This is a genomic window from Spiroplasma endosymbiont of Villa modesta, assembly GCF_964030925.1.
Taxonomy (GTDB): Bacteria; Bacillota_I; Bacilli_A; order Mycoplasmatales; family VBWQ01; genus Spiroplasma_E.
On the sequence record NZ_OZ034992.1, the window covers coordinates 917236 to 936671 of the forward strand.

The window sequence follows — 19436 nt, forward strand, 5'->3', positions numbered from 1 at the left end:
AATAAAACCATTAATAAGATAAGTAGGTGAGTAATTTCATGAAAAAATGAATTAGAATTTTAACAGCAATAATTTTATCAAGTACATCTGGTGCTAGTATAATCGCTTGTAATAATAATCCAGATGTTTTACCACAAAAATATGATATATCTTTTAGTGAAATTAAAGGAATTAATATTGAAACATTTGATAAAAAATCACCTTTTATTTTCTTTAAAATTGACAAAAAAAATATTATTGGAAAAACATCTATACCGGATGATATAAATTCTCTTTATGAAAAAGCAAAATATGTTTATTTTGTTATAAACAATAATAATAATTTAAAACAAATTTTAGATGTATATAAACTTAATGAAAATTCTACAGAAAAAGAAATAAAAGATAAATTATCTAATACTGTTATTAAAAACGCTAATATTAATGTTTCTAAAAATGGTTCTCCTTACTTTAATATTATTGTAAATTCTTTTTCGGGAAAAACATAAAATAATATTACCCCATAATCTAATTAAAAAGTTACCATTTAGGTAACTTTTTTTATATAAAAAGAAAAAGGAATAAAAATTATTCCTTATCTTGTTGGGCAGCTTGCCTGCTCTCTAAGAACACACCAGCAACTTTATTTCCAGTAGTATTTACCTGACTAGACTCTGACCAACAGCATTTTATATCTAATATACTATTATTATATATAATTACCGGAAACTTACAAGCAATTATATTAAATTCAAAATTTTCAAATATATTTAATAATTGTTTTGCGTCTTTATGTTTATTTAAATATTTATTACAAAAATTTGCAATAATATCACATGCCTGTATACAATTATATATTTTAGAATCTAAGTATTTTACTTTATTAATGATTATATTTTTTGTTCTTAAAAATCTAATTATTCCATTTTTTGAATAATTTTTATTTAGATATGATTTTAAATTAATTGCATCTATTTCTTGAATAGGTTGTGTATAAATATCATCAATATATAAATTTATATTTGAATTAGGTAATATAGTTTTATTTTCAATTAATTTTTTTATTAATAAAGCAATTAATTCATTATTTTTTAATTTTGCATGTTCTTCATCTGAAGTTGGTAAAATTAAATCTTTTTTGCATGTTCAAACGCAAAATAAATTATCTATTATTTTGTATTTACTAATTAAATTTTCTATATCTGCTTTTTTATAAGGACTTTTTTTAAATTTAATATATTTTTTAGCAATATCATCTCCTTTTATTTCAGATTTTTTTGTTACTTTCTTTTTTGCTTCAATAAAACTTTTAATAAAATTATTTCTTTTATTTTTATTATTAAAAATAATACCACCATAAATTACATGTTTATCGCTTTTATTAAGAAATTTACCACTATCATCTAAATATAATCAATATTCATTTATATTATTATTACTCATAAATAAAAACTCATTCCCATTTTTTTATTTGTTAATAATATTATAAATCAAAAAAAATAAAAAAGAGAAATTATTTAGGAATGAGTAATTTCTCTTTATTAATTATATCATATTTTCTATATTAAATATAGATTATTTAATTATTTTATTCATCATCATCATTAATTTCTATTTGAGAATTATGATGATGACATTGTTTACATTTTTCTATTTTTTCTCAAATTTTTCTATTAATATTATAATCATTTAATAATTCTTCAAATTCTTCAATATTATTTTTGTCAATATGCAAATCTTTAAAATTTAAAGTAAAATCTCCTTCACCTGAAAAATGACCAACACTTACATCATAATGTTTTTCTTTTTTTCATTTATTTAAAAATTCATCTATTGTACAATTTATCATTATCATTATTTACTCCTTATTATAATTTAATCTTTCTTCTTTTGTTTTTGGAAAATGATTATAATTTTGCATTAATTGATTATCTGGTGCAACAAATACTTCAATTTCTAAACTATCTGGGTCTAACTTATATGATAATACTTTTCAGTCTGCTAATTCATAACCTAATAAAGTACGGTCATCATCTAATTCACTATTTCCACCATTTCATGAAAAATATATTTCTTTATCTTCAGTAAATATTTTAAAAACATTATATTTATCACTATATTTTAAAAAGTCTCATAAATTCATTATTTACTCCTTATTTTTAATTTCTTTTATTTTATTTTTAAATTGTTTTTTATGAAAATAACACATATTAAAAAATTGAACAGCACTATCTTCTATATTTCCAATTTTTAAAGTAACTAATACTTTACTATTACAATCTTTAACAATACATTTAAGTAATACTTTTTCTTGTTTTTGTTTTTGCATTATTTTACTTCCTTATTTAATTTATTTAAATAATTATTTAAATAAATAATAGTTACATCTTTTTTTATTTGTTCATTACTATAAAGTAAATACATATGTAAAAAAGAAGCTCTTTCATCTAATAATTTATTAATTTTTGTTATTTTTTTTAATTTAAAATTCATAAACATTATTTATTCTCCTTAATTTTTATACCATTCATATTTAATTCTTTTTCTAAATGTTTTTTACAAAAATATAAGTTAAATGAAAAATTATCGTTACTATATGCTTCTAATTTCATAATTTTTCGACTTCCTACTGCTCTTTTTTCACACAGTAAACATTTCATTATTTATTCTCCTTATTTAAATAATATCAACCAATTAATAAACTATCTGCTTCATCATGATTTGATATTGTTATATTTCAATTATTAAAAGTAATTAAATCTTTAACTAATATTAAAGAATATTCTTTTTTTCAATTATTATAATTTATTTCTATATTTTTATAATTTTCTTTATATCATTTCTTTCATTCACTTGGACTTATTAACATATCTTTTGTTATTAATTTATTAAATTGACCAGCAATAAAACCTCTTAAATGTTCTTGTGTTTCATAACCAATACCATTTTTACTATGAAAAGTACCACGTTCTATAATTAGATTAAAGTTGGATTTTGAATTTTTACTTCCTAATTGAAAATCTAATTCTTTTTCTATTTGATTAAGTATTAAATAATTAAAGTTATTATTATAAATATAATCTGATTTACTAATTTCAACTCCAGTACTATATTTTTTAAAACTATAACTTTTAATTAATATTGGTTTTCATCTAAAATAAGTAGGATAAGATTTAATATCATTTTGATATCATTGTTTTTCTCATAATGTAAATCCAGTATTTTTAATACTTGGGTCAATTGAAAGTAAATAATTATTCATTATTATTGTCCCTCTCTACAAACAAAATAAGATTTTGCTTTTTCTAATCCTAAATAATAACCTTTTAACATTTTTTTATTTTTATATTTTTTTAATAAATTTTCAACTTTTGCCATTTCTTCATTAATTCAATCTAATACATCATTATCAGTAATACTTTTACACTCATCACATTCACTTCTTAATTTATTACCAACATAATAAGGAAAATCTAATTTATATTTCTCTTCTAATAATTGACATTCTTTATATGTAAATATATAGTAATTTTCTTTATTCATTATCAAACTCTCCACATTTTATTTTATTAATTAAAATTTTAATAAAATCAATTGAACCTCTTAATTTATTTAAATAATATATGTCTTTTTCTTTATTATATTGTTCTATATCACTATCTAAAATTATATTTAGTCAACTAATTAATTTTTCTTTATTCATATTATTTTTTCTCCTTTTTTTTATTTAAATTTATAACTAATATTTTTAAACAATTCATACATCAATAATTAGTTAATCAAATTCTTTTATTACAATATTTACATTTATTCATAATTTCTATATTCACTTTTATTATTATTTTTTAAATTTTTAAATCTTTCACGAATTTCTTTAAATTTATCAAATAAAGTTTTTAAATAATTTTCACCCATTAATATTAAAAAATCTTTATTATTATTTGGATTTAATCTTTCCATATCTTCTCTTATACATTCATCAAATAAAACTGTATTTGTAATCATATATTTTTCAAAATAATCTAATTGTTTTTCACTTGGTTCTCATTTTTCATTTTGTATTTTTACATTATTATTAATATAATTATTTTGTTGTTTATTATTTTGAATTAAATTAACATTATCATTATCTGGGTCAAGTTCATCTTCACTTAATAAAAGTAAATTCATTAAAAAATATCTATAAGCATAAGTTTCTGCACTACCTTTTGCTTTTGCTATATCTGTATTTTTAGCACAAGCAAAAATATTAAAATCTTCTCTAAATTCTATATTATCTAAATCAATAATTGAATATTTTTTTTGATATGAAACTTCTATTTCTTTTGTTACATTTTGTATTTTATTATTATTTTTATCCATAAATTCTTTAATATTTTCTATTTTATTTATATTCATATTTTCTGAATTATCTGAATGTAAAATAAGTATATTTAGTTCTCTACATAGTCCTTTTAATTTATTAAAAATATCACTTAATAATCAATATTTATAATTACCATGAGTATTAAAACCATTTTTAGGTGTACTACCAATTTCTAATTGTAATTTAAGTATTTTTTTATATAAATTATTCATTATTTATCACTCTTTCTATTTATTGCATTTTTTATTAAATCCCTTACAAAATCATTCATAGTTATATTTCTTTCATAACAATATGTTTTTAATTCATAATGATCATTTTTAGTAAGACGAATTTTTAAATTTTTAATTAATAATTTATCTTCATGTTTTTTAAGTGCTGCTGCTACCATATTTATTTATCTCCTTTAACCTTTAAAAATTCTTTTATAATCAATAATTGCTTGTTCTAATTTATTTACATCTTCATATGTAAAATAATCATTACTAATGTTTAATTCATAATCATCATCAATTCTAACATCTAAACTATTTTCATATTTACTATTAAATTCTTCTTGTAATTCTTCAAATTTTTCTATTAATTTTCTTGCATTTTGTAATTCTAATCTATTCATATTTACACTCCTTTAAAATTTTCTAATTGTAATTCATTAATATAATATTCATATAAGTAATCTCAATTATTTGATGTTAAATACATATCTTCTTCAATCATTTCATCAATACATTTATTACAATAATATGTTTTTTCTAATTCAGAAAATCATATATATTTTTCATTATGTATATTACATTTCATTTTTTTCACCTATTAATTTATAAAAACATTTATTACAAGTTCTATTTGCAAATGATGAATTTTTATTACATATATCACATGAACCAAATATTTTTTCAATTTCTTCATATTTTAAATATATTCTTTTATCTTCTTTTAAATTCAACATAATTAATTACTCTCTTTCTATAATTTTTAATATTTCTTGTATTTCAATATATTTTTTATTTTTAAGTAATTTTTCATTACATAATTTTTTTATTAATTCTATTTTTTCAACATTTAATAACATATTAATTTCCTTTAATACTTTAAATAAAATATTTTTTCATTATGAGTATTTATATCTTTCATTGGTGTAACAATATAATTTATTGCTAAATCATTATCATTATATGGATTATTTATTTTAAAACTTTTCATATCTTGTTCTCATGTAATGTTATATTTAAAACATTCTTGATTTTTATCATTTGTAAAAATATAATAACCATTATATTGTTCATAAAATTCACAAGATATTAATTCATTTTCATTTGTAGTAATATCTGGAATATTTTTTATATATTTTAAAACTTCACTACCTTTAATACTTTTCATATTTTCTGTAATTGAATTTTTACCTAATTTATAATCAAAATTTTCAAATATTTTTAATGCTATTTTTTTATTATTTTCGTCAATACTAGTATATTGTTTAGGAAATCATGTTTCATATTCACCAATTTCTAATAATATTCCACCATTAGTTGATTCTTGTATTTTAGTTTTTAAATCTAAACTAATATTTGGCATATAATATTCCTTTCTAATACGTATTTTTACGTATAAGCCTTATCACCTACAGTGATAAAAGGCTTATATATATATATATATTTTTATTAATACGTATACGTAATATATTGTGCTTTCACTCTTGATGAGTGAAGCACATATACGTAAATAAAAAATTATATTTAATAATTAATTTATTTATGTTATGATATTATTGATGAGGTATGTATGTAATATATAACCCCCCTTATGTGTAATAATTTATTAATAATTAAAGAACAGGGTTTATGGTTATTGCATTTCTATACAAATTTAATTTCAATTTCATACAATAACAATTCAATAAAAATAAATAAATTACTCTTTTATACTCATGTAGTAGTATTTACATTTAGTACTCACAATTAGACTATCTACGAGAGTTTTAAAGTTTTTTTATTTAACAATTAAAAAATGAGAGTTTTATCTCTCATTTATATTTTTATTAAATCTAACTAAGGTTGCAATACGTCCTAAGGGCCAACCACCAACCACCCTTTTCATAGTAAAAATGGTATTGGTTATGAAACACAAGAACATTTAAGAGGTTTTATTGCTGGACAATTTAATAAATTATTAACAAAAAATATGTTAATAAGTCCAAGTGAATGAAAGAAATGATATGTAAAAAATGATAAATATTGTTCTGCTATTACATTTGTAAATGGTATAAATTATAAATGAGATAAAAATGTTTCTTTATTTATGTGTGAATATTTAATAAAAGAAAATAAATGAAATATAAAAATATCAAATCATGATGAAGCAGATAGTTTATTAATTGGTTGATATTATTTAAATAAGGAGAATAAATAATGAAATGTTTACTGTGTGAAAAAAGAGCAGTAGGAAGTCGAAAAATTATGAAATTAGAAGCATATAGTAACGATAATTTTTCATTTAACTTATATTTTTGTAAAAAACATTTAGAAAAAGAATTAAATATGAATGGTATAAAAATTAAGGAGAATAAATAATGAGTAAAGAAAAAATAAAAGAATTACATTATACAAAATCATTATGTGATAATTGAGATTGATTTACTGAATGTGAAGGATGTAATATTGGTATATCTTTACATTGTTTATGTTCTATACATTTAAAATGTAATATGTGTGATGAAATTTGTTCAAAAGATTTTGAATGAAACATAAAACAAATTAAGGAAAGACATATTCTGTAATTAAATTTTTTAAAAGTCAATTAATAATTTTAAAATTTATTTTATAATTTTGTTATTAACAATAAATTTAGAAAAGTGTTGATAAAAATGATTTTTGAAAATTTAAAAAAATTAAAAAATGAAGAATTTTACAGATATTTTGGTATAAAACGTTTTCATTTTAATGAAATGTTAGAAAAATTAATTGAAATAGAAAAATTAGAAAAAAATAAAAGGTCGAAAAAATAAACTTTCAGTAGAAGAAAGATTAATGATGACTTTATTATACTGAAAAGAATATTATACTTTTTTCAAATGAGTATTAAATCTAAAATGAGCCCATCAAGTTGTTTTCGAAATATTACTTGAGTAGAAAATAAACTTAGTAACCACAAAGATTACCAATTTTTAAAAGAAAGATATAAATTAAAAATTGATAAAAAACAAGAAAATTCAAATGAATTTCAATTTTATTTAATTGATTCAACTGAGATTGAAATTGAAAGACCAACTAAAAAAACTACAGTTAGAATATTTTTCTGGTAAAAGTTGAATGTATTCTATAAAATTTCAAATTGTATATGATTTTTTTAATAAAAAAATTGTTGATATTTTTGCTGATAATGGTAAAGTGCATGATTTTCAAATATTAAAAAATTCAAATCTTGAATTTTCAGAAAAAAACAATAATTATTGGTGATTTAGGATATCAAGGTATACAAAATATTTATAAAAATACAATAATACCAATTAAAAGAACTAAAAATAAAAAATTAACTAAACAAGAAAGAAAATACAATAAGATTGTATCTAAAATTAGAATTAAAGTTGAACATGTCTTTGCTTGATTGAAAAGATTCAAAATTTTAGTAAATAAATGTAGAAAATCTAAATTTAGACTTATGTACTTAAGATTTAACTTACTTTGTGAAATTTTTAATAAAATAAAACCATTAAAATAAAAAAAATATTAAAAATATTTTTTTAAAATTTAAATTTTTATCGAGTTAATATAAAAATATTATTAACAATTTTTTGTTTAAAATGTAAACTCATTTTTTAAACTATTTTTTCAAAAAATATTTATTTCTATATTCAATAACACTAAATAGTTTTAAAACAATTTTATTGACAATTAATTAAATTTAATTACGGAATATGTCCGAAGTAAAATAATGCAAAAACAAAAAGAAGAAAAAGTATTACTTAAATGTATTGTTAAAGATTGTAATAGTAAAGTATTAGTTACTTTAAAAATTGGAAATATTGAAGATAGTGCTGTTCAATTTTTTAATATGTGTTATTTTCATAAAAAACAATTTAAAAATAAAATAAAAGAAATAAAAAATGAATTTAAAAATAAGGAGTAAATAATGAAAGATATAAAAAAAGTAACTAGATTTGAATTAATAAATAAATATGAAAGACAAATTGTTATTTATAGTAAAGAACATAAAAATGGTAATAAAAATATTAATAAAATTGAATATGATTTGCAAGATAATGAACAAACATTAAAAGTATTTATTAGTTAAATTATCTATATTTAATATAGAAAATATGATATAATTAATAAAGAGAAGTTAACCCGTTTCTAATTATTTATAACTTCTCTTTTTTATATTTTAATTTATAATATTAAATATAAGTAAAATATTATGAAACGGGTTATTAAAATGAAAGATTGAATTACAGCATTAATATCGTCTTTAATAGCAATATTAATTCCAATAATTGGATGAATTTTTAAAATAATTATTAAAAAAATAGAATTAAAAGCAAAAAAAGAAGAAAATAAAATAGAATGAGAAGAATTTAAAAATTGAGAAAGAGAAAAAATAAAATTAAATCATATAAATGCAAAAGAATTAATGGAATTAGAATTTTATATAAAATCAAGTTTATATGATGAACAAAAAATAAATATAAAGTATAATTTTAATAAAGATATAATTAAAGAATTTGAAAATATAAAAAGTAATTTTAGTTATGAGGAGACAAAAAATGATAAATAATTTAAATTTTTTTAAAATTAAAAAAATAAATAAAATTTTAGATATTTATTTAAGCGGGCTTATCATTAAAATTGCCAATGATTATTTAGAATTATTAAAAAAAGAAAAAAAGAAAAATAATAATTCAGTTTTTGATTATTTAGATAAATCTGTCTATTTAGCAGATTTAGTTATTAAAAAAAATAGGATAATATGAATTGAAAAATATTTATCTCCTATGAATAATAGTATTAAAGAAAAAAATGATATTTTCTTAATAGAAAATAATAAATATAAAAAAATATATAATGAATTAAGTATTATTTTTAATATTATAAAAAGTAAAAAGTTACAAAAAGAATTGTTTTCATATTTATATGATGAATTTTTAGAATATAAAAAAATATTGAAAAAAGAAGAAGAAAAAATTACTGAAATTTTCAAAAAAAATATTAAAATAAATTATATTGAAGACATATTAAAAAAAGTAAATATAAATCAGAATTTATTATACTACTATAATTTTAAACAAAAAGTTACCAATTAAGGTAACTTTTTAATTAGGTGCCAACCTAAGTTTAAATATAAATGAAATAAATTGATATATACAACTTACCTTTTCTAACCCCTTAGGTAAGTATTTTTATATTATACATTAATATTTAAGATTGTGGGGAAATATTATTTTGTTTAGGTTTTATTTTATTTTTTGTAACTTTTAAAATTACTCAACCTATAAAAAAACCAATAGAAACTACAAATCACAAAGATAACATTTTAATTAAAAACATTCTTCCACTACTAAAATATTTAGTCATATCATCAGTAATAATACTTACATTATCATAAAATTTATCTCAATAGATTAATGTTCCTAAATAATAAATAGATATAATTAAATAAATAAAACTAATAACTATTAATCATGTTTTTTTTTCTTTGAATTTTATTTTTCTTAACATATTTTTCATATAATAGTACTCCATAAAAAATTTATCATTAACATGATTATTTTATAAATACTAGTTTTAATATTACTGATATATCTTTTTCCGTGTGTATATATTAAGTTATTTTTTCAATCATTTATACATTCAATTTTACCTAAATTTGCTTGTAAATAAAAATTTCATTTTAAATTTTTATTATCAATAATACTCATCGCAATACATGAATTTGTTTCATAATTTTTATTTACTGTTCTTCCTAAATTTCCAAAATGTACTGATAGATTAAATTCATAACCAGTTAAATTATATGGCATTGAATTATTATTACTATAAGTATAAGTATATGCTAACCCATTTTCATCATTATTATCATTTGGATGTAAAAATTCTTGTTTATATTCATTAATTGTTGGATTATTATTACTTAATATTAAATCTTTTAAATCAATAGTTTTACTTATATTTTCACTTTTTGCCGGTCTAAAAGTTTCGTTTGTAGAATATACTACTAATTTATTATCATGAGAATTTTTTATTTCTTCCTTTGTTTCAATAACATAATTGTAATAAATAGTTATTGATTTATAATATCTTTTTAAATCATTAAAAGTGTTAATTAATAAAGTTGGGTCTAATAATGATTTTAAATCAACTTCATAATTATCTAATTTATTTGAATTATTAGTAAGTCAAACATTAAAATTAGGTTTATATGATACCGAACTTGTATCAATTAATGATACATCATTTGTTGTCATATCAATTTTTAAATCTGGAATAATAACAATTGTTTTTGCTATATTTTGTGGACTTGGTGGTAATATTTTTGCTGGATATGAAAATGTAGTTTCTTCACTTTCTTCATATTCATCATGATTTAATTTATATAAAGTTGTTCAATTAAAAGCATTACCAGTTAAATAACCCATATTATTATAACGAAATTGAGCAACTGATATTTCATTATAATCACCTTGATAAGTAAATGGGTTATCACTATAAAATGTATGTCTTTCTTCACCTTGATGTAATGATTGAGTTACAATTGTATCAATAATAGCCACTTGCCACTTAGCCCTTTTTACTAGACCATTAATTTAAAAAACCTGAATGTATTCTAAAAACAATTGTGTTATATAATTAACACTAATTTTAACCTGAAAGGATTTTTATTAATGGATAAAATTAAACAAATAGCATTAGTAATTAACAAATTAAATATCAAAGAAAAAATTAAAATTATTGATGATTGTAAAAATCAATATTCAATTAGAAACCTATGTCAATATCTTCAATTAAACAGATCAACATATTACTTTTTAAAAAATAAACAAAAACCTATTAAAAAAGAAGAAAATCATATTATTAAATGCAATCATAAATATCAAAAAATATGCCAACTTTTAATCGAATTTCATTCTACAAGAAAAGGCAGAATTTATGGATATTTAAGAATTTTTTCAGCTTTTAAAGAGTGATTAAAACAAGAAAAAAATATCATTTTAAATATAGAATTATCAATAAAACAAATGCGAAAAATTATGAAAGAACACAATATTCAAGGATTAAAACAAACTAAAAATAACTATCCTAAAAACAAAAAAAATCCAAATAAGTGAATACCTACAATGGATAAAGTAAACAAAGATTATAAAAGTACAACCTCTTCAAATCAAATTTGATCAATGGACACTAAACAAATAAATACTAAAGAAGGATGATTATATCTTTTTGTAATTATTGATTTTTATTCAAATAATGTTGTTAGTTATAATATTGCTCCTAATAAATCATATCAGGATTTAATTCTTCCTGCTCTTGAAAAAATCAACAAACAATTTTCTTGAAATCAAGTAAAAAATGTTATTTTACATTCAGATAACGCCAACGAATTTTATTGTCAGGATATCACAAAATGAGCAGAGGATAAACAAATAATTTTAAGCAAAAAACAACCTTATGATATTGGTGGTAATGTATTATCTGAAAACTGATTTTCTCATTTATCTCAAGAATGACTACCTAAAGGATCAAATCAATATTTATCCATCAATGAAGCTATAAATGATGTAAATCAATATGTTATGTTTTATAATTATGAAAGAATACATTCTAAATTTCTAAAACCACCAATTTTACAAATTAAAATTTAGAATTTTATATCAAAAATGGTCCAGTAATTAAGGGCCAACCACCATATAAGCATAATTTGAACCATCAATAACTCCATTTGCTGTTGGATTTCATTGACAATCTTTATCTTCATTTGTAAATGGTGAAGCAATATCTAAAAACTCTGTATCTTCTGCTAAAATATAAACTTTATTATTTTTCTTTTGTGATAAATCAACTGTACTTATTTGTTCTTTTGTAGTTAATTTCTGACCAGTAGTAGGGTCTCATGGATAAACACTTACTCTATCACTTAATTTCATAGTCATAGCAGTTGTTGAAACATTTGCACCTAATAATTTACCAATAGTAAAATCATTATCATTTGTAAATGCATTTAATGGAATTAAACCACCATTACCAATAATACTTTCTAAATTACTTGTAAAAAATGCTGACATAAAGCCATTAAAATATAACATTTTTTTATATTGTTGAGCATTTTGAGTAATAACTCAACTACTTCAAATACCTAATGTTAAAGCATTTAATAATTTACCAATTAAAGGAATAAATACTACACTATTAAAATTCAATATTGATGACATATATTTTTGTGTTATTTTACTATAATCTACAGTTGGACTTCCTATAACTAATCCAGTATCTGGGTCTTTATATTTAAAATTACTACTCATATCTACATTATAATTACCAGTTAAATTATTTATATTTCATTCACTATCTCAAAAGAATTTTGCTTCACCAATTGATGTACCATTACTTAATCTTGCTTTATCTTTATCAAATGATAACATACCTTTAAAATCTTTTGTTACAAATAAATTATCTTGAAAATTTAATGAAGTTTTTAATCATTCTGTAAAATTTTTAAAATTAGTAAATCCAGTTGGTTTTGCGTCCATTATATTATAAAATGTTGTTTCTGGATGACTACTTGTAGTTATTTTATCATTTATTCCAGCAATTAAACCACCATTATTTTTAACTTCAGTTGTAGATTTTTCATTATTACCAACAATAAATAATCTTCTTGAAGCAAATACTTTACTTTCAAATATTTCTTCTTTTTCTTGTTGTATTGGTTCTTGACCTTGAATTATTGGTCTTCCATAATAATAATAACTTGTTAATAATTCTAATCCATAACTTTGTCTATGACTATATCCTACTCCTATATCACGCATTAAAGTACGATTTAAAGTTAGGACATATTCCGTAATTAAATTTAATTAATTGTCAATAAAATTGTTTTAAAACTATTTAGTGTTATTGAATATAGAAATAAATATTTTTTGAAAAAATAGTTTAAAAAATGAGTTTACATTTTAAACAAAAAATTGTTAATAATATTTTTATATTAACTCGATAAAAATTTAAATTTTAAAAAAATATTTTTAATATTTTTTTTATTTTAATGGTTTTATTTTATTAAAAATTTCACAAAGTAAGTTAAATCTTAAGTACATAAGTCTAAATTTAGATTTTCTACATTTATTTACTAAAATTTTGAATCTTTTCAATCAAGCAAAGACATGTTCAACTTTAATTCTAATTTTAGATACAATCTTATTGTATTTTCTTTCTTGTTTAGTTAATTTTTTATTTTTAGTTCTTTTAATTGGTATTATTGTATTTTTATAAATATTTTGTATACCTTGATATCCTAAATCACCAATAATTATTGTTTTTTCTGAAAATTCAAGATTTGAATTTTTTAATATTTGAAAATCATGCACTTTACCATTATCAGCAAAAATATCAACAATTTTTTTATTAAAAAAATCATATACAATTTGAAATTTTATAGAATACATTCAACTTTTACCAGAAAAATATTCTAACTGTAGTTTTTTTTAGTTGGTCTTTCAATTTCAATCTCAGTTGAATCAATTAAATAAAATTGAAATTCATTTGAATTTTCTTGTTTTTTATCAATTTTTAATTTATATCTTTCTTTTAAAAATTGGTAATCTTTGTGGTTACTAAGTTTATTTTCTACTCAAGTAATATTTCGAAAACAACTTGATGGGCTCATTTTAGATTTAATACTCATTTGAAAAAAAGTATAATATTCTTTTCAGTATAATAAAGTCATCATTAATCTTTCTTCTACTGAAAGTTTATTTTTTCGACCTTTATTTTTTTCTAATTTTTCTATTTCAATTAATTTTTCTAACATTTCATTAAAATGAAAACGTTTTATACCAAAATATCTGTAAAATTCTTCATTTTTTAATTTTTTTAAATTTTCAAAAATCATTTTTATCAACACTTTTCTAAATTTATTGTTAATAACAAAATTATAAAATAAATTTTAAAATTATTAATTGACTTTTAAAAAATTTAATTACGGAATATGTCTTTACTTTTCCTTGTTGAATAGTAGGGAAAGCATAACCACTACCCGGGGGCTTGCATATTGTACAAAATCAAGTGTATTTTGACCACTTGCAACTACTCTATCATTTAAACTACTAAAAGTTAATACTTGCATACTAAATGCACCATTATAAGGACTATAATAATTTGTTACATTTGAAATATATAATAATTGTCTATCTTGATTTTTACCACTATTACCACCAATATTTTCATTTTCATCATTAAATACAACAAAAAATTGTAAATAATCATCAATTGTAATATGTTCTTCAAACATTACTAAAGTATATTGTCTTTTTGTTTGTACTGTTTTAAATATTTGATTATTTGGTAAATTACTAAAATCAACACCACTTGTATCATCAATTAAATAAGCATTTCAATAATCTCCAATTTTATATTGTTTTGTATAAAATTCATCTTGACCATTAACTTTATGTGTTTCTTCATTAATTTTACCTTTATTTTTTTGATATATTTTTGTACTATTTTTTCAAATACATACAACTGGAGTAGTACCAGTTAATATTAATTCATATTGACCAAAATCACTAATTTTACTATTAATTGGTTTATAACCAGTTTCAGTTAAAGGAATTGCTCCATTATTAATAACAAATGGAAATATTTTTCAATAACTACATCTTTTAATTAGCAATTGTTGTCTTTTTAATTGAAGATGTAGATGTTTCATTAATTGAATTTGTTGATGTATCATTTTGATTATCTCCTAATAATTTTATTTCTTCTTTATCTTCTTCTATTATTTCTTTATAATGTTTTTTTGCTTGTTGTTTTGTTACTTCATCTAATTCAGCAATAGCTTGTGTATATGACATTGTTCTATCTGCTAATCTTTGACTAATCATTTCTTGTTTTAATAATTGGTCAGTCATAGCAATAGGTAAAAATATAAAACTATAAGGTCTATCACCAATACCATCTCATAATTTTTCATGAATTAATAACATATCAAAAAATCTATAAAAATAATATGAATAATGACTTATTTTAGTTTCTGTAGTTTCCATATCATTTTTATTATTAAATAATGATTTAGTTTTATTTTCATAATTTACACCAGAAAATTCATTATAATCATAACCTGCACCATTTCATATATCTTTACCTAAATCATCTTTATCTAAAATATAATTACTTGCTTTAAAATTACCTTGTATAACTTCCATACCACCAGCACCAGATTTATTATAGCCAGCAGTACCAACATTAACTACAATATTTTTTTTAGGATTATCAATAATTTTTCCATGTTCAATCATATTTTTAACAGTTTCATTATCAAATGCACCAAATAAAGTTGTAACATTTAAATCTCTATCAACATTTCTTTGAGTATAAGATTTATGATAATATTCAATTAAATTTCAAACTGGATAAGTATCTGGATATGCATTTAAAGTTGTTGAATTACCATAAAAATTAACCATTGGTAAATTTGTTATTTCTAATATTGGTAAATAATTTCAAGGATTTTTAATTTCATAACTATATTTTGGTATTAAATTAGGTTTTAATTTTGTATGTGCTGTTCCTAAAATAATTTCTTTTTCATTTTTATTATCATTTTTATAAGTTTCAAATCTTATTTTTCCATTTTCAGCAATTACTCAAGTTAAAGTTGCACTATCTGCTTGTTCATTTATAAAAAAGAATTCTGCACATTGTTCTTCTTCATTATATTTAGCAACTCTACCAGAAAATGAATTAGGTAATACTTTTAAACTTGTACTATTATCTTTATAAATAATAGGCATTATATATACTTTTCCAAGTAAACTTTCTTGAATTCCAAATTTATATAATTTTTCAAATCATTTATCACTAATAATTTTATTAGTAAAATATTTTAAAATTTCATCTTTTTCACTATCAAATAATAAACCTTTACCTAATCATAATTTAGTTGATTTTTGAGCAATTCTCATAGGAATATCACTATATCATTCTCTTCTATTACAAGAAAGATATTCTAATGGATTATTCATTTTTATAACTCCTAAAATTTATTTTTATTAATTAATAATTCATTATTAATATTATTAATTAATCATTTCATTTTATGCATTGAAGCATACATTCTTGCGTCTCAACAATTATCATATAAATCAAGCATTTGTGGTTCATTATTTGAATTTTCTAATTTAGATTTTGCTAATCATTGCATTTTTGATAATTCTTCATGTGTATTAGGACATCTTTTTCAATTAATACTTAATATACCTTTAATCATACAAATAGTATCTCAATCAATTCTATCTCTTAAATACATTGTAGTTTTATCTACTGGAGTAAAATGTAATCAATTAATTCGTCTTTTTTCTACTTCTTTTTTAAAAATATCAATAACTGCTAATCCACCACTACCATAATCAACATAACAAGTAAAACCAAATTTCATTGCTTGAAATTTAATACTTTCATCTAAATAATAATCAATAATATTATTTGCTAATTCATATGTATTTTTAAATTGCATTATTGCATTACTATGATAAAATTCACTTTCTTGATGTATTCTTCTAGTTTTTTCATTTTCACCAATAAAACATAAAACAGCAACAGTAGGATGTGCTTGTGAACTTGTAGCGCCACTTAGCCCTTTTTACTAGACCATTAATTTAAAAAACCTGAATGTATTCTAAAGACATATTCCGTAATTAAATTTTTTAAAAGTCAATTGATAATTTTAAAATTTATTTTATAATTTTGTTATTAACAATAAATTTAGAAAAGTGTTGATAAAAATGATTTTTGAAAATTTAAAAAAATTAAAAAATGAAGAATTTTACAGATATTTTGGTATAAAACGTTTTCATTTTAATGAAATGTTAGAAAAATTAATTGAAATAGAAAAATTAGAAAAAAATAAAGGTCGAAAAAATAAACTTTCAGTAGAAGAAAGATTAATGATGACTTTATTATACTGAAAAGAATATTATACTTTTTTTCAAATGAGTATTAAATCTAAAATGAGCCCATCAAGTTGTTTTCGAAATATTACTTGAGTAGAAAATAAACTTAGTAACCACAAAGATTACCAATTTTTAAAAGAAAGATATAAATTAAAAATTGATAAAAAACAAGAAAATTCAAATGAATTTCAATTTTATTTAATTGATTCAACTGAGATTGAAATTGAAAGACCAACTAAAAAAAACTACAGTTAGAATATTTTTCTGGTAAAAGTTGAATGTATTCTATAAAATTTCAAATTGTATATGATTTTTTTAATAAAAAAATTGTTGATATTTTTGCTGATAATGGTAAAGTGCATGATTTTCAAATATTAAAAAATTCAAATCTTGAATTTTCAGAAAAAACAATAATTATTGGTGATTTAGGATATCAAGGTATACAAAATATTTATAAAAATACAATAATACCAATTAAAAGAACTAAAAATAAAAAATTAACTAAACAAGAAAGAAAATACAATAAGATTGTATCTAAAATTAGAATTAAAGTTGAACATGTCTTTGCTTGATTGAAAAGATTCAAAATTTTAGTAAATAAATGTAGAAAATCTAAATTTAGACTTATGTACTTAAGATTTAACTTACTTTGTGAAATTTTTAATAAAATAAAACCATTAAAATAAAAAAAATATTAAAAATATTTTTTTAAAATTTAAATTTTTATCGAGTTAATATAAAAATATTATTAACAATTTTTTGTTTAAAATGTAAACTCATTTTTTAAACTATTTTTTCAAAAAATATTTATTTCTATATTCAATAACACTAAATAGTTTTAAAACAATTTTATTGACAATTAATTAAATTTAATTACGGAATATGTCCTAAAAACAATTGTGTTATATAATTAACACTAATTTTAACCTGAAAGGATTTTTATTAATGGATAAAATTAAACAAATAGCATTAGTAATTAACAAATTAAATATCAAAGAAAAAATTAAAATTATTGATGATTGTAAAAATCAATATTCAATTAGAAACCTATGTCAATATCTTCAATTAAACAGATCAACATATTACTTTTTAAAAAATAAACAAAAACCTATTAAAAAAGAAGAAAATCATATTATTAAATGCAATCATAAATATCAAAAAATATGCCAACTTTTAATCGAATTTCATTCTACAAGAAAAGGCAGAATTTATGGATATTTAAGAATTTTTTCAGCTTTTAAAGAGTGATTAAAACAAGAAAAAAATATCATTTTAAATATAGAATTATCAATAAAACAAATGCGAAAAATTATGAAAGAACACAATATTCAAGGATTAAAACAAACTAAAAATAACTATCCTAAAAACAAAAAAAATCCAAATAAGTGAATACCTACAATGGATAAAGTAAACAAAGATTATAAAAGTACAACCTCTTCAAATCAAATTTGATCAATGGACACTAAACAAATAAATACTAAAGAAGGATGATTATATCTTTTTGTAATTATTGATTTTTATTCAAATAATGTTGTTAGTTATAATATTGCTCCTAATAAATCATATCAGGATTTAATTCTTCCTGCTCTTGAAAAAATCAACAAACAATTTTCTTGAAATCAAGTAAAAAATGTTATTTTACATTCAGATAACGCCAACGAATTTTATTGTCAGGATATCACAAAATGAGCAGAGGATAAACAAATAATTTTAAGCAAAAAACAACCTTATGATATTGGTGGTAATGTATTATCTGAAAACTGATTTTCTCATTTATCTCAAGAATGACTACCTAAAGGATCAAATCAATATTTATCCATCAATGAAGCTATAAATGATGTAAATCAATATGTTATGTTTTATAATTATGAAAGAATACATTCTAAATTTCTAAAACCACCAATTTTACAAATTAAAATTTAGAATTTTATATCAAAA

General features: G+C 19.6%; 39 protein-coding genes. 16 read left to right on the top strand and 23 right to left on the bottom strand.

The genetic code is table 4. The features are described 5' to 3' along the window. Window positions 1–38 precede the first annotated feature (38 nt). Window positions 39–488, top strand: a complete 450-nt coding sequence (locus AAHM89_RS05925; protein WP_342266042.1) for a hypothetical protein — start codon at window positions 39–41, stop codon at window positions 486–488. Between the two features lie 79 nt (window positions 489–567). Here AAHM89_RS05925 and AAHM89_RS05930 read toward each other — a convergent pair whose 3' ends face one another. From AAHM89_RS05930 to AAHM89_RS06000, 15 genes are all read right to left on the bottom strand, one after another. Further along, window positions 568–1422: a DUF3800 domain-containing protein gene (locus AAHM89_RS05930; protein ID WP_342265964.1), complete on the bottom strand. Its 855-nt coding sequence runs from the start codon at window positions 1420–1422 to the stop codon at window positions 568–570. 145 nt (window positions 1423–1567) lie between these two features. Next, window positions 1568–1834, bottom strand: a complete 267-nt coding sequence (locus tag AAHM89_RS05935) for a hypothetical protein (protein WP_342265963.1) — start codon at window positions 1832–1834, stop codon at window positions 1568–1570. Window positions 1835–1837: 3 nt separating this feature from the next. Beyond that, window positions 1838–2122 (bottom strand): hypothetical protein, encoded by a 285-nt coding sequence (locus AAHM89_RS05940; protein WP_342265962.1) that lies wholly within the window; start codon window positions 2120–2122, stop codon window positions 1838–1840. Between the two features lie 3 nt (window positions 2123–2125). Further along, window positions 2126–2308, bottom strand: coding sequence for a hypothetical protein (locus AAHM89_RS05945; RefSeq protein WP_339047164.1), 183 nt, complete (start codon window positions 2306–2308; stop codon window positions 2126–2128). Then, window positions 2308–2478: a hypothetical protein gene (locus tag AAHM89_RS05950; RefSeq protein WP_342265961.1), complete on the bottom strand. Its 171-nt coding sequence runs from the start codon at window positions 2476–2478 to the stop codon at window positions 2308–2310. Before AAHM89_RS05950 ends, AAHM89_RS05945 begins: the two co-directional genes overlap by 1 nt. Next, window positions 2478–2639, bottom strand: coding sequence for a hypothetical protein (locus AAHM89_RS05955; RefSeq protein ID WP_342266041.1), 162 nt, complete (start codon window positions 2637–2639; stop codon window positions 2478–2480). The genes AAHM89_RS05950 and AAHM89_RS05955 overlap by 1 nt, the downstream gene beginning before the upstream one ends. Continuing rightward, window positions 2639–3241 (bottom strand): hypothetical protein, encoded by a 603-nt coding sequence (locus tag AAHM89_RS05960; RefSeq protein WP_342265960.1) that lies wholly within the window; start codon window positions 3239–3241, stop codon window positions 2639–2641. The genes AAHM89_RS05955 and AAHM89_RS05960 overlap by 1 nt, the downstream gene beginning before the upstream one ends. A 2-nt stretch (window positions 3242–3243) precedes the next feature. Then, window positions 3244–3522: a hypothetical protein gene (locus AAHM89_RS05965; RefSeq protein WP_342265959.1), complete on the bottom strand. Its 279-nt coding sequence runs from the start codon at window positions 3520–3522 to the stop codon at window positions 3244–3246. Next, a complete protein-coding gene (locus AAHM89_RS05970) occupies window positions 3515–3682 on the bottom strand; it encodes a hypothetical protein (RefSeq protein ID WP_342265958.1) in 168 nt (55 codons plus the stop codon). The genes AAHM89_RS05965 and AAHM89_RS05970 overlap by 8 nt, the downstream gene beginning before the upstream one ends. Window positions 3683–3786: 104 nt before the next feature. Next, window positions 3787–4557, bottom strand: a complete 771-nt coding sequence (locus AAHM89_RS05975) for an ERF family protein (RefSeq protein ID WP_342265957.1) — start codon at window positions 4555–4557, stop codon at window positions 3787–3789. After that, entirely contained in the window at window positions 4557–4736 is a 180-nt protein-coding gene (locus AAHM89_RS05980) for a hypothetical protein (RefSeq protein ID WP_342265956.1), read from the bottom strand. The genes AAHM89_RS05975 and AAHM89_RS05980 overlap by 1 nt, the downstream gene beginning before the upstream one ends. A gap of 15 nt (window positions 4737–4751) precedes the next feature. Continuing rightward, a complete protein-coding gene (locus AAHM89_RS05985) occupies window positions 4752–4961 on the bottom strand; it encodes a hypothetical protein (RefSeq protein WP_342265955.1) in 210 nt (69 codons plus the stop codon). Between the two features lie 2 nt (window positions 4962–4963). Next, entirely contained in the window at window positions 4964–5146 is a 183-nt protein-coding gene (locus tag AAHM89_RS05990) for a hypothetical protein (protein ID WP_342265954.1), read from the bottom strand. Next, window positions 5136–5294 carry a hypothetical protein gene (locus AAHM89_RS05995; protein ID WP_342265953.1) on the bottom strand — a complete coding sequence of 53 codons (159 nt, stop codon included), beginning with the start codon at window positions 5292–5294 and terminating at the stop codon, window positions 5136–5138. The genes AAHM89_RS05990 and AAHM89_RS05995 overlap by 11 nt, the downstream gene beginning before the upstream one ends. Before the next feature lie 134 nt (window positions 5295–5428). Then, the gene (locus AAHM89_RS06000) at window positions 5429–5920 is read right to left on the bottom strand and encodes a hypothetical protein (RefSeq protein WP_342265952.1); all 492 of its coding nucleotides are present in this window, start codon (window positions 5918–5920) and stop codon (window positions 5429–5431) included. A gap of 606 nt (window positions 5921–6526) precedes the next feature. Here AAHM89_RS06000 and AAHM89_RS06005 point away from each other — a divergent pair. The 11 genes from AAHM89_RS06005 to AAHM89_RS06055 all read left to right on the top strand — a co-directional run bounded on the left by AAHM89_RS06005 (window position 6527) and on the right by AAHM89_RS06055 (window position 9641). After that, window positions 6527–6754: a hypothetical protein gene (locus AAHM89_RS06005; protein WP_342267240.1), complete on the top strand. Its 228-nt coding sequence runs from the start codon at window positions 6527–6529 to the stop codon at window positions 6752–6754. Next, the gene (locus tag AAHM89_RS06010; RefSeq protein WP_342266041.1) at window positions 6754–6915 is read left to right on the top strand and encodes a hypothetical protein; all 162 of its coding nucleotides are present in this window, start codon (window positions 6754–6756) and stop codon (window positions 6913–6915) included. The genes AAHM89_RS06005 and AAHM89_RS06010 overlap by 1 nt, the downstream gene beginning before the upstream one ends. After that, window positions 6915–7121: a hypothetical protein gene (locus AAHM89_RS06015; protein WP_342267241.1), complete on the top strand. Its 207-nt coding sequence runs from the start codon at window positions 6915–6917 to the stop codon at window positions 7119–7121. Before AAHM89_RS06010 ends, AAHM89_RS06015 begins: the two co-directional genes overlap by 1 nt. A gap of 87 nt (window positions 7122–7208) precedes the next feature. Then, window positions 7209–7349, top strand: a complete 141-nt coding sequence (locus AAHM89_RS06020) for a hypothetical protein (RefSeq protein ID WP_342266386.1) — start codon at window positions 7209–7211, stop codon at window positions 7347–7349. Between the two features lie 66 nt (window positions 7350–7415). Beyond that, window positions 7416–7646, top strand: a complete 231-nt coding sequence (locus AAHM89_RS06025; RefSeq protein WP_342266141.1) for a hypothetical protein — start codon at window positions 7416–7418, stop codon at window positions 7644–7646. Between the two features lie 7 nt (window positions 7647–7653). Next, entirely contained in the window at window positions 7654–7833 is a 180-nt protein-coding gene (locus tag AAHM89_RS06030) for a hypothetical protein (protein WP_342267242.1), read from the top strand. Next, complete coding sequence (locus tag AAHM89_RS06035) at window positions 7766–8062, top strand: transposase family protein (protein ID WP_342267243.1); 297 nt, start codon at window positions 7766–7768, stop codon at window positions 8060–8062. The genes AAHM89_RS06030 and AAHM89_RS06035 overlap by 68 nt, the downstream gene beginning before the upstream one ends. A gap of 213 nt (window positions 8063–8275) precedes the next feature. Continuing rightward, on the top strand, window positions 8276–8470 hold the full coding sequence (locus AAHM89_RS06040; protein ID WP_174480665.1) for a hypothetical protein: 195 nt from the start codon (window positions 8276–8278) through the stop codon (window positions 8468–8470). Window positions 8471–8473: 3 nt separating this feature from the next. Next, a complete protein-coding gene (locus AAHM89_RS06045) occupies window positions 8474–8635 on the top strand; it encodes a hypothetical protein (RefSeq protein ID WP_342267244.1) in 162 nt (53 codons plus the stop codon). Between the two features lie 141 nt (window positions 8636–8776). Then, window positions 8777–9115 (top strand): hypothetical protein, encoded by a 339-nt coding sequence (locus tag AAHM89_RS06050; protein WP_342218045.1) that lies wholly within the window; start codon window positions 8777–8779, stop codon window positions 9113–9115. After that, window positions 9105–9641, top strand: coding sequence for a hypothetical protein (locus AAHM89_RS06055; RefSeq protein ID WP_342218035.1), 537 nt, complete (start codon window positions 9105–9107; stop codon window positions 9639–9641). The genes AAHM89_RS06050 and AAHM89_RS06055 overlap by 11 nt, the downstream gene beginning before the upstream one ends. Before the next feature lie 115 nt (window positions 9642–9756). On the opposite strand, the gene AAHM89_RS06060 is transcribed toward AAHM89_RS06055, so the two are convergent. Both AAHM89_RS06060 and AAHM89_RS06065 read right to left on the bottom strand, forming a co-directional pair. Further along, window positions 9757–10065 (bottom strand): hypothetical protein, encoded by a 309-nt coding sequence (locus AAHM89_RS06060; RefSeq protein ID WP_342267245.1) that lies wholly within the window; start codon window positions 10063–10065, stop codon window positions 9757–9759. After that, entirely contained in the window at window positions 10050–11108 is a 1059-nt protein-coding gene (locus tag AAHM89_RS06065; protein WP_342267246.1) for a hypothetical protein, read from the bottom strand. Before AAHM89_RS06065 ends, AAHM89_RS06060 begins: the two co-directional genes overlap by 16 nt. Before the next feature lie 111 nt (window positions 11109–11219). Here AAHM89_RS06065 and AAHM89_RS06070 point away from each other — a divergent pair, with 111 nt between their 5' ends. Further along, a complete protein-coding gene (locus AAHM89_RS06070) occupies window positions 11220–12197 on the top strand; it encodes an IS3 family transposase (RefSeq protein ID WP_342265776.1) in 978 nt (325 codons plus the stop codon). A 27-nt stretch (window positions 12198–12224) separates the two neighbouring features. Here AAHM89_RS06070 and AAHM89_RS06075 read toward each other — a convergent pair whose 3' ends face one another. The 6 genes from AAHM89_RS06075 to AAHM89_RS06100 all read right to left on the bottom strand — a co-directional run bounded on the left by AAHM89_RS06075 (window position 12225) and on the right by AAHM89_RS06100 (window position 17062). Next, window positions 12225–13364: a hypothetical protein gene (locus tag AAHM89_RS06075; protein WP_342267247.1), complete on the bottom strand. Its 1140-nt coding sequence runs from the start codon at window positions 13362–13364 to the stop codon at window positions 12225–12227. Window positions 13365–13586: 222 nt separating this feature from the next. After that, on the bottom strand, window positions 13587–13994 hold the full coding sequence (locus AAHM89_RS06080; protein ID WP_339045908.1) for a transposase family protein: 408 nt from the start codon (window positions 13992–13994) through the stop codon (window positions 13587–13589). A 23-nt stretch (window positions 13995–14017) separates the two neighbouring features. Next, on the bottom strand, window positions 14018–14440 hold the full coding sequence (locus tag AAHM89_RS06085; protein ID WP_339045912.1) for a transposase family protein: 423 nt from the start codon (window positions 14438–14440) through the stop codon (window positions 14018–14020). 102 nt (window positions 14441–14542) lie between these two features. Beyond that, window positions 14543–15280 (bottom strand): hypothetical protein, encoded by a 738-nt coding sequence (locus tag AAHM89_RS06090; RefSeq protein WP_342267248.1) that lies wholly within the window; start codon window positions 15278–15280, stop codon window positions 14543–14545. Further along, the gene (locus AAHM89_RS06095; protein WP_342267249.1) at window positions 15210–16571 is read right to left on the bottom strand and encodes a hypothetical protein; all 1362 of its coding nucleotides are present in this window, start codon (window positions 16569–16571) and stop codon (window positions 15210–15212) included. The genes AAHM89_RS06090 and AAHM89_RS06095 overlap by 71 nt, the downstream gene beginning before the upstream one ends. Window positions 16572–16582: 11 nt before the next feature. After that, a complete protein-coding gene (locus AAHM89_RS06100; RefSeq protein ID WP_342267250.1) occupies window positions 16583–17062 on the bottom strand; it encodes a hypothetical protein in 480 nt (159 codons plus the stop codon). A 268-nt stretch (window positions 17063–17330) separates the two neighbouring features. Between AAHM89_RS06100 and AAHM89_RS06105 the strand changes: the two genes are divergently transcribed. From AAHM89_RS06105 to AAHM89_RS06115, 3 genes are all read left to right on the top strand, one after another. Further along, window positions 17331–17753 (top strand): transposase family protein, encoded by a 423-nt coding sequence (locus tag AAHM89_RS06105; RefSeq protein WP_339045912.1) that lies wholly within the window; start codon window positions 17331–17333, stop codon window positions 17751–17753. Window positions 17754–17776: 23 nt separating this feature from the next. Beyond that, window positions 17777–18184, top strand: a complete 408-nt coding sequence (locus tag AAHM89_RS06110; RefSeq protein WP_339045908.1) for a transposase family protein — start codon at window positions 17777–17779, stop codon at window positions 18182–18184. A gap of 259 nt (window positions 18185–18443) precedes the next feature. Next, window positions 18444–19421: an IS3 family transposase gene (locus AAHM89_RS06115; protein WP_342265776.1), complete on the top strand. Its 978-nt coding sequence runs from the start codon at window positions 18444–18446 to the stop codon at window positions 19419–19421. The last annotated feature ends 15 nt before the right edge of the window (window positions 19422–19436 follow it).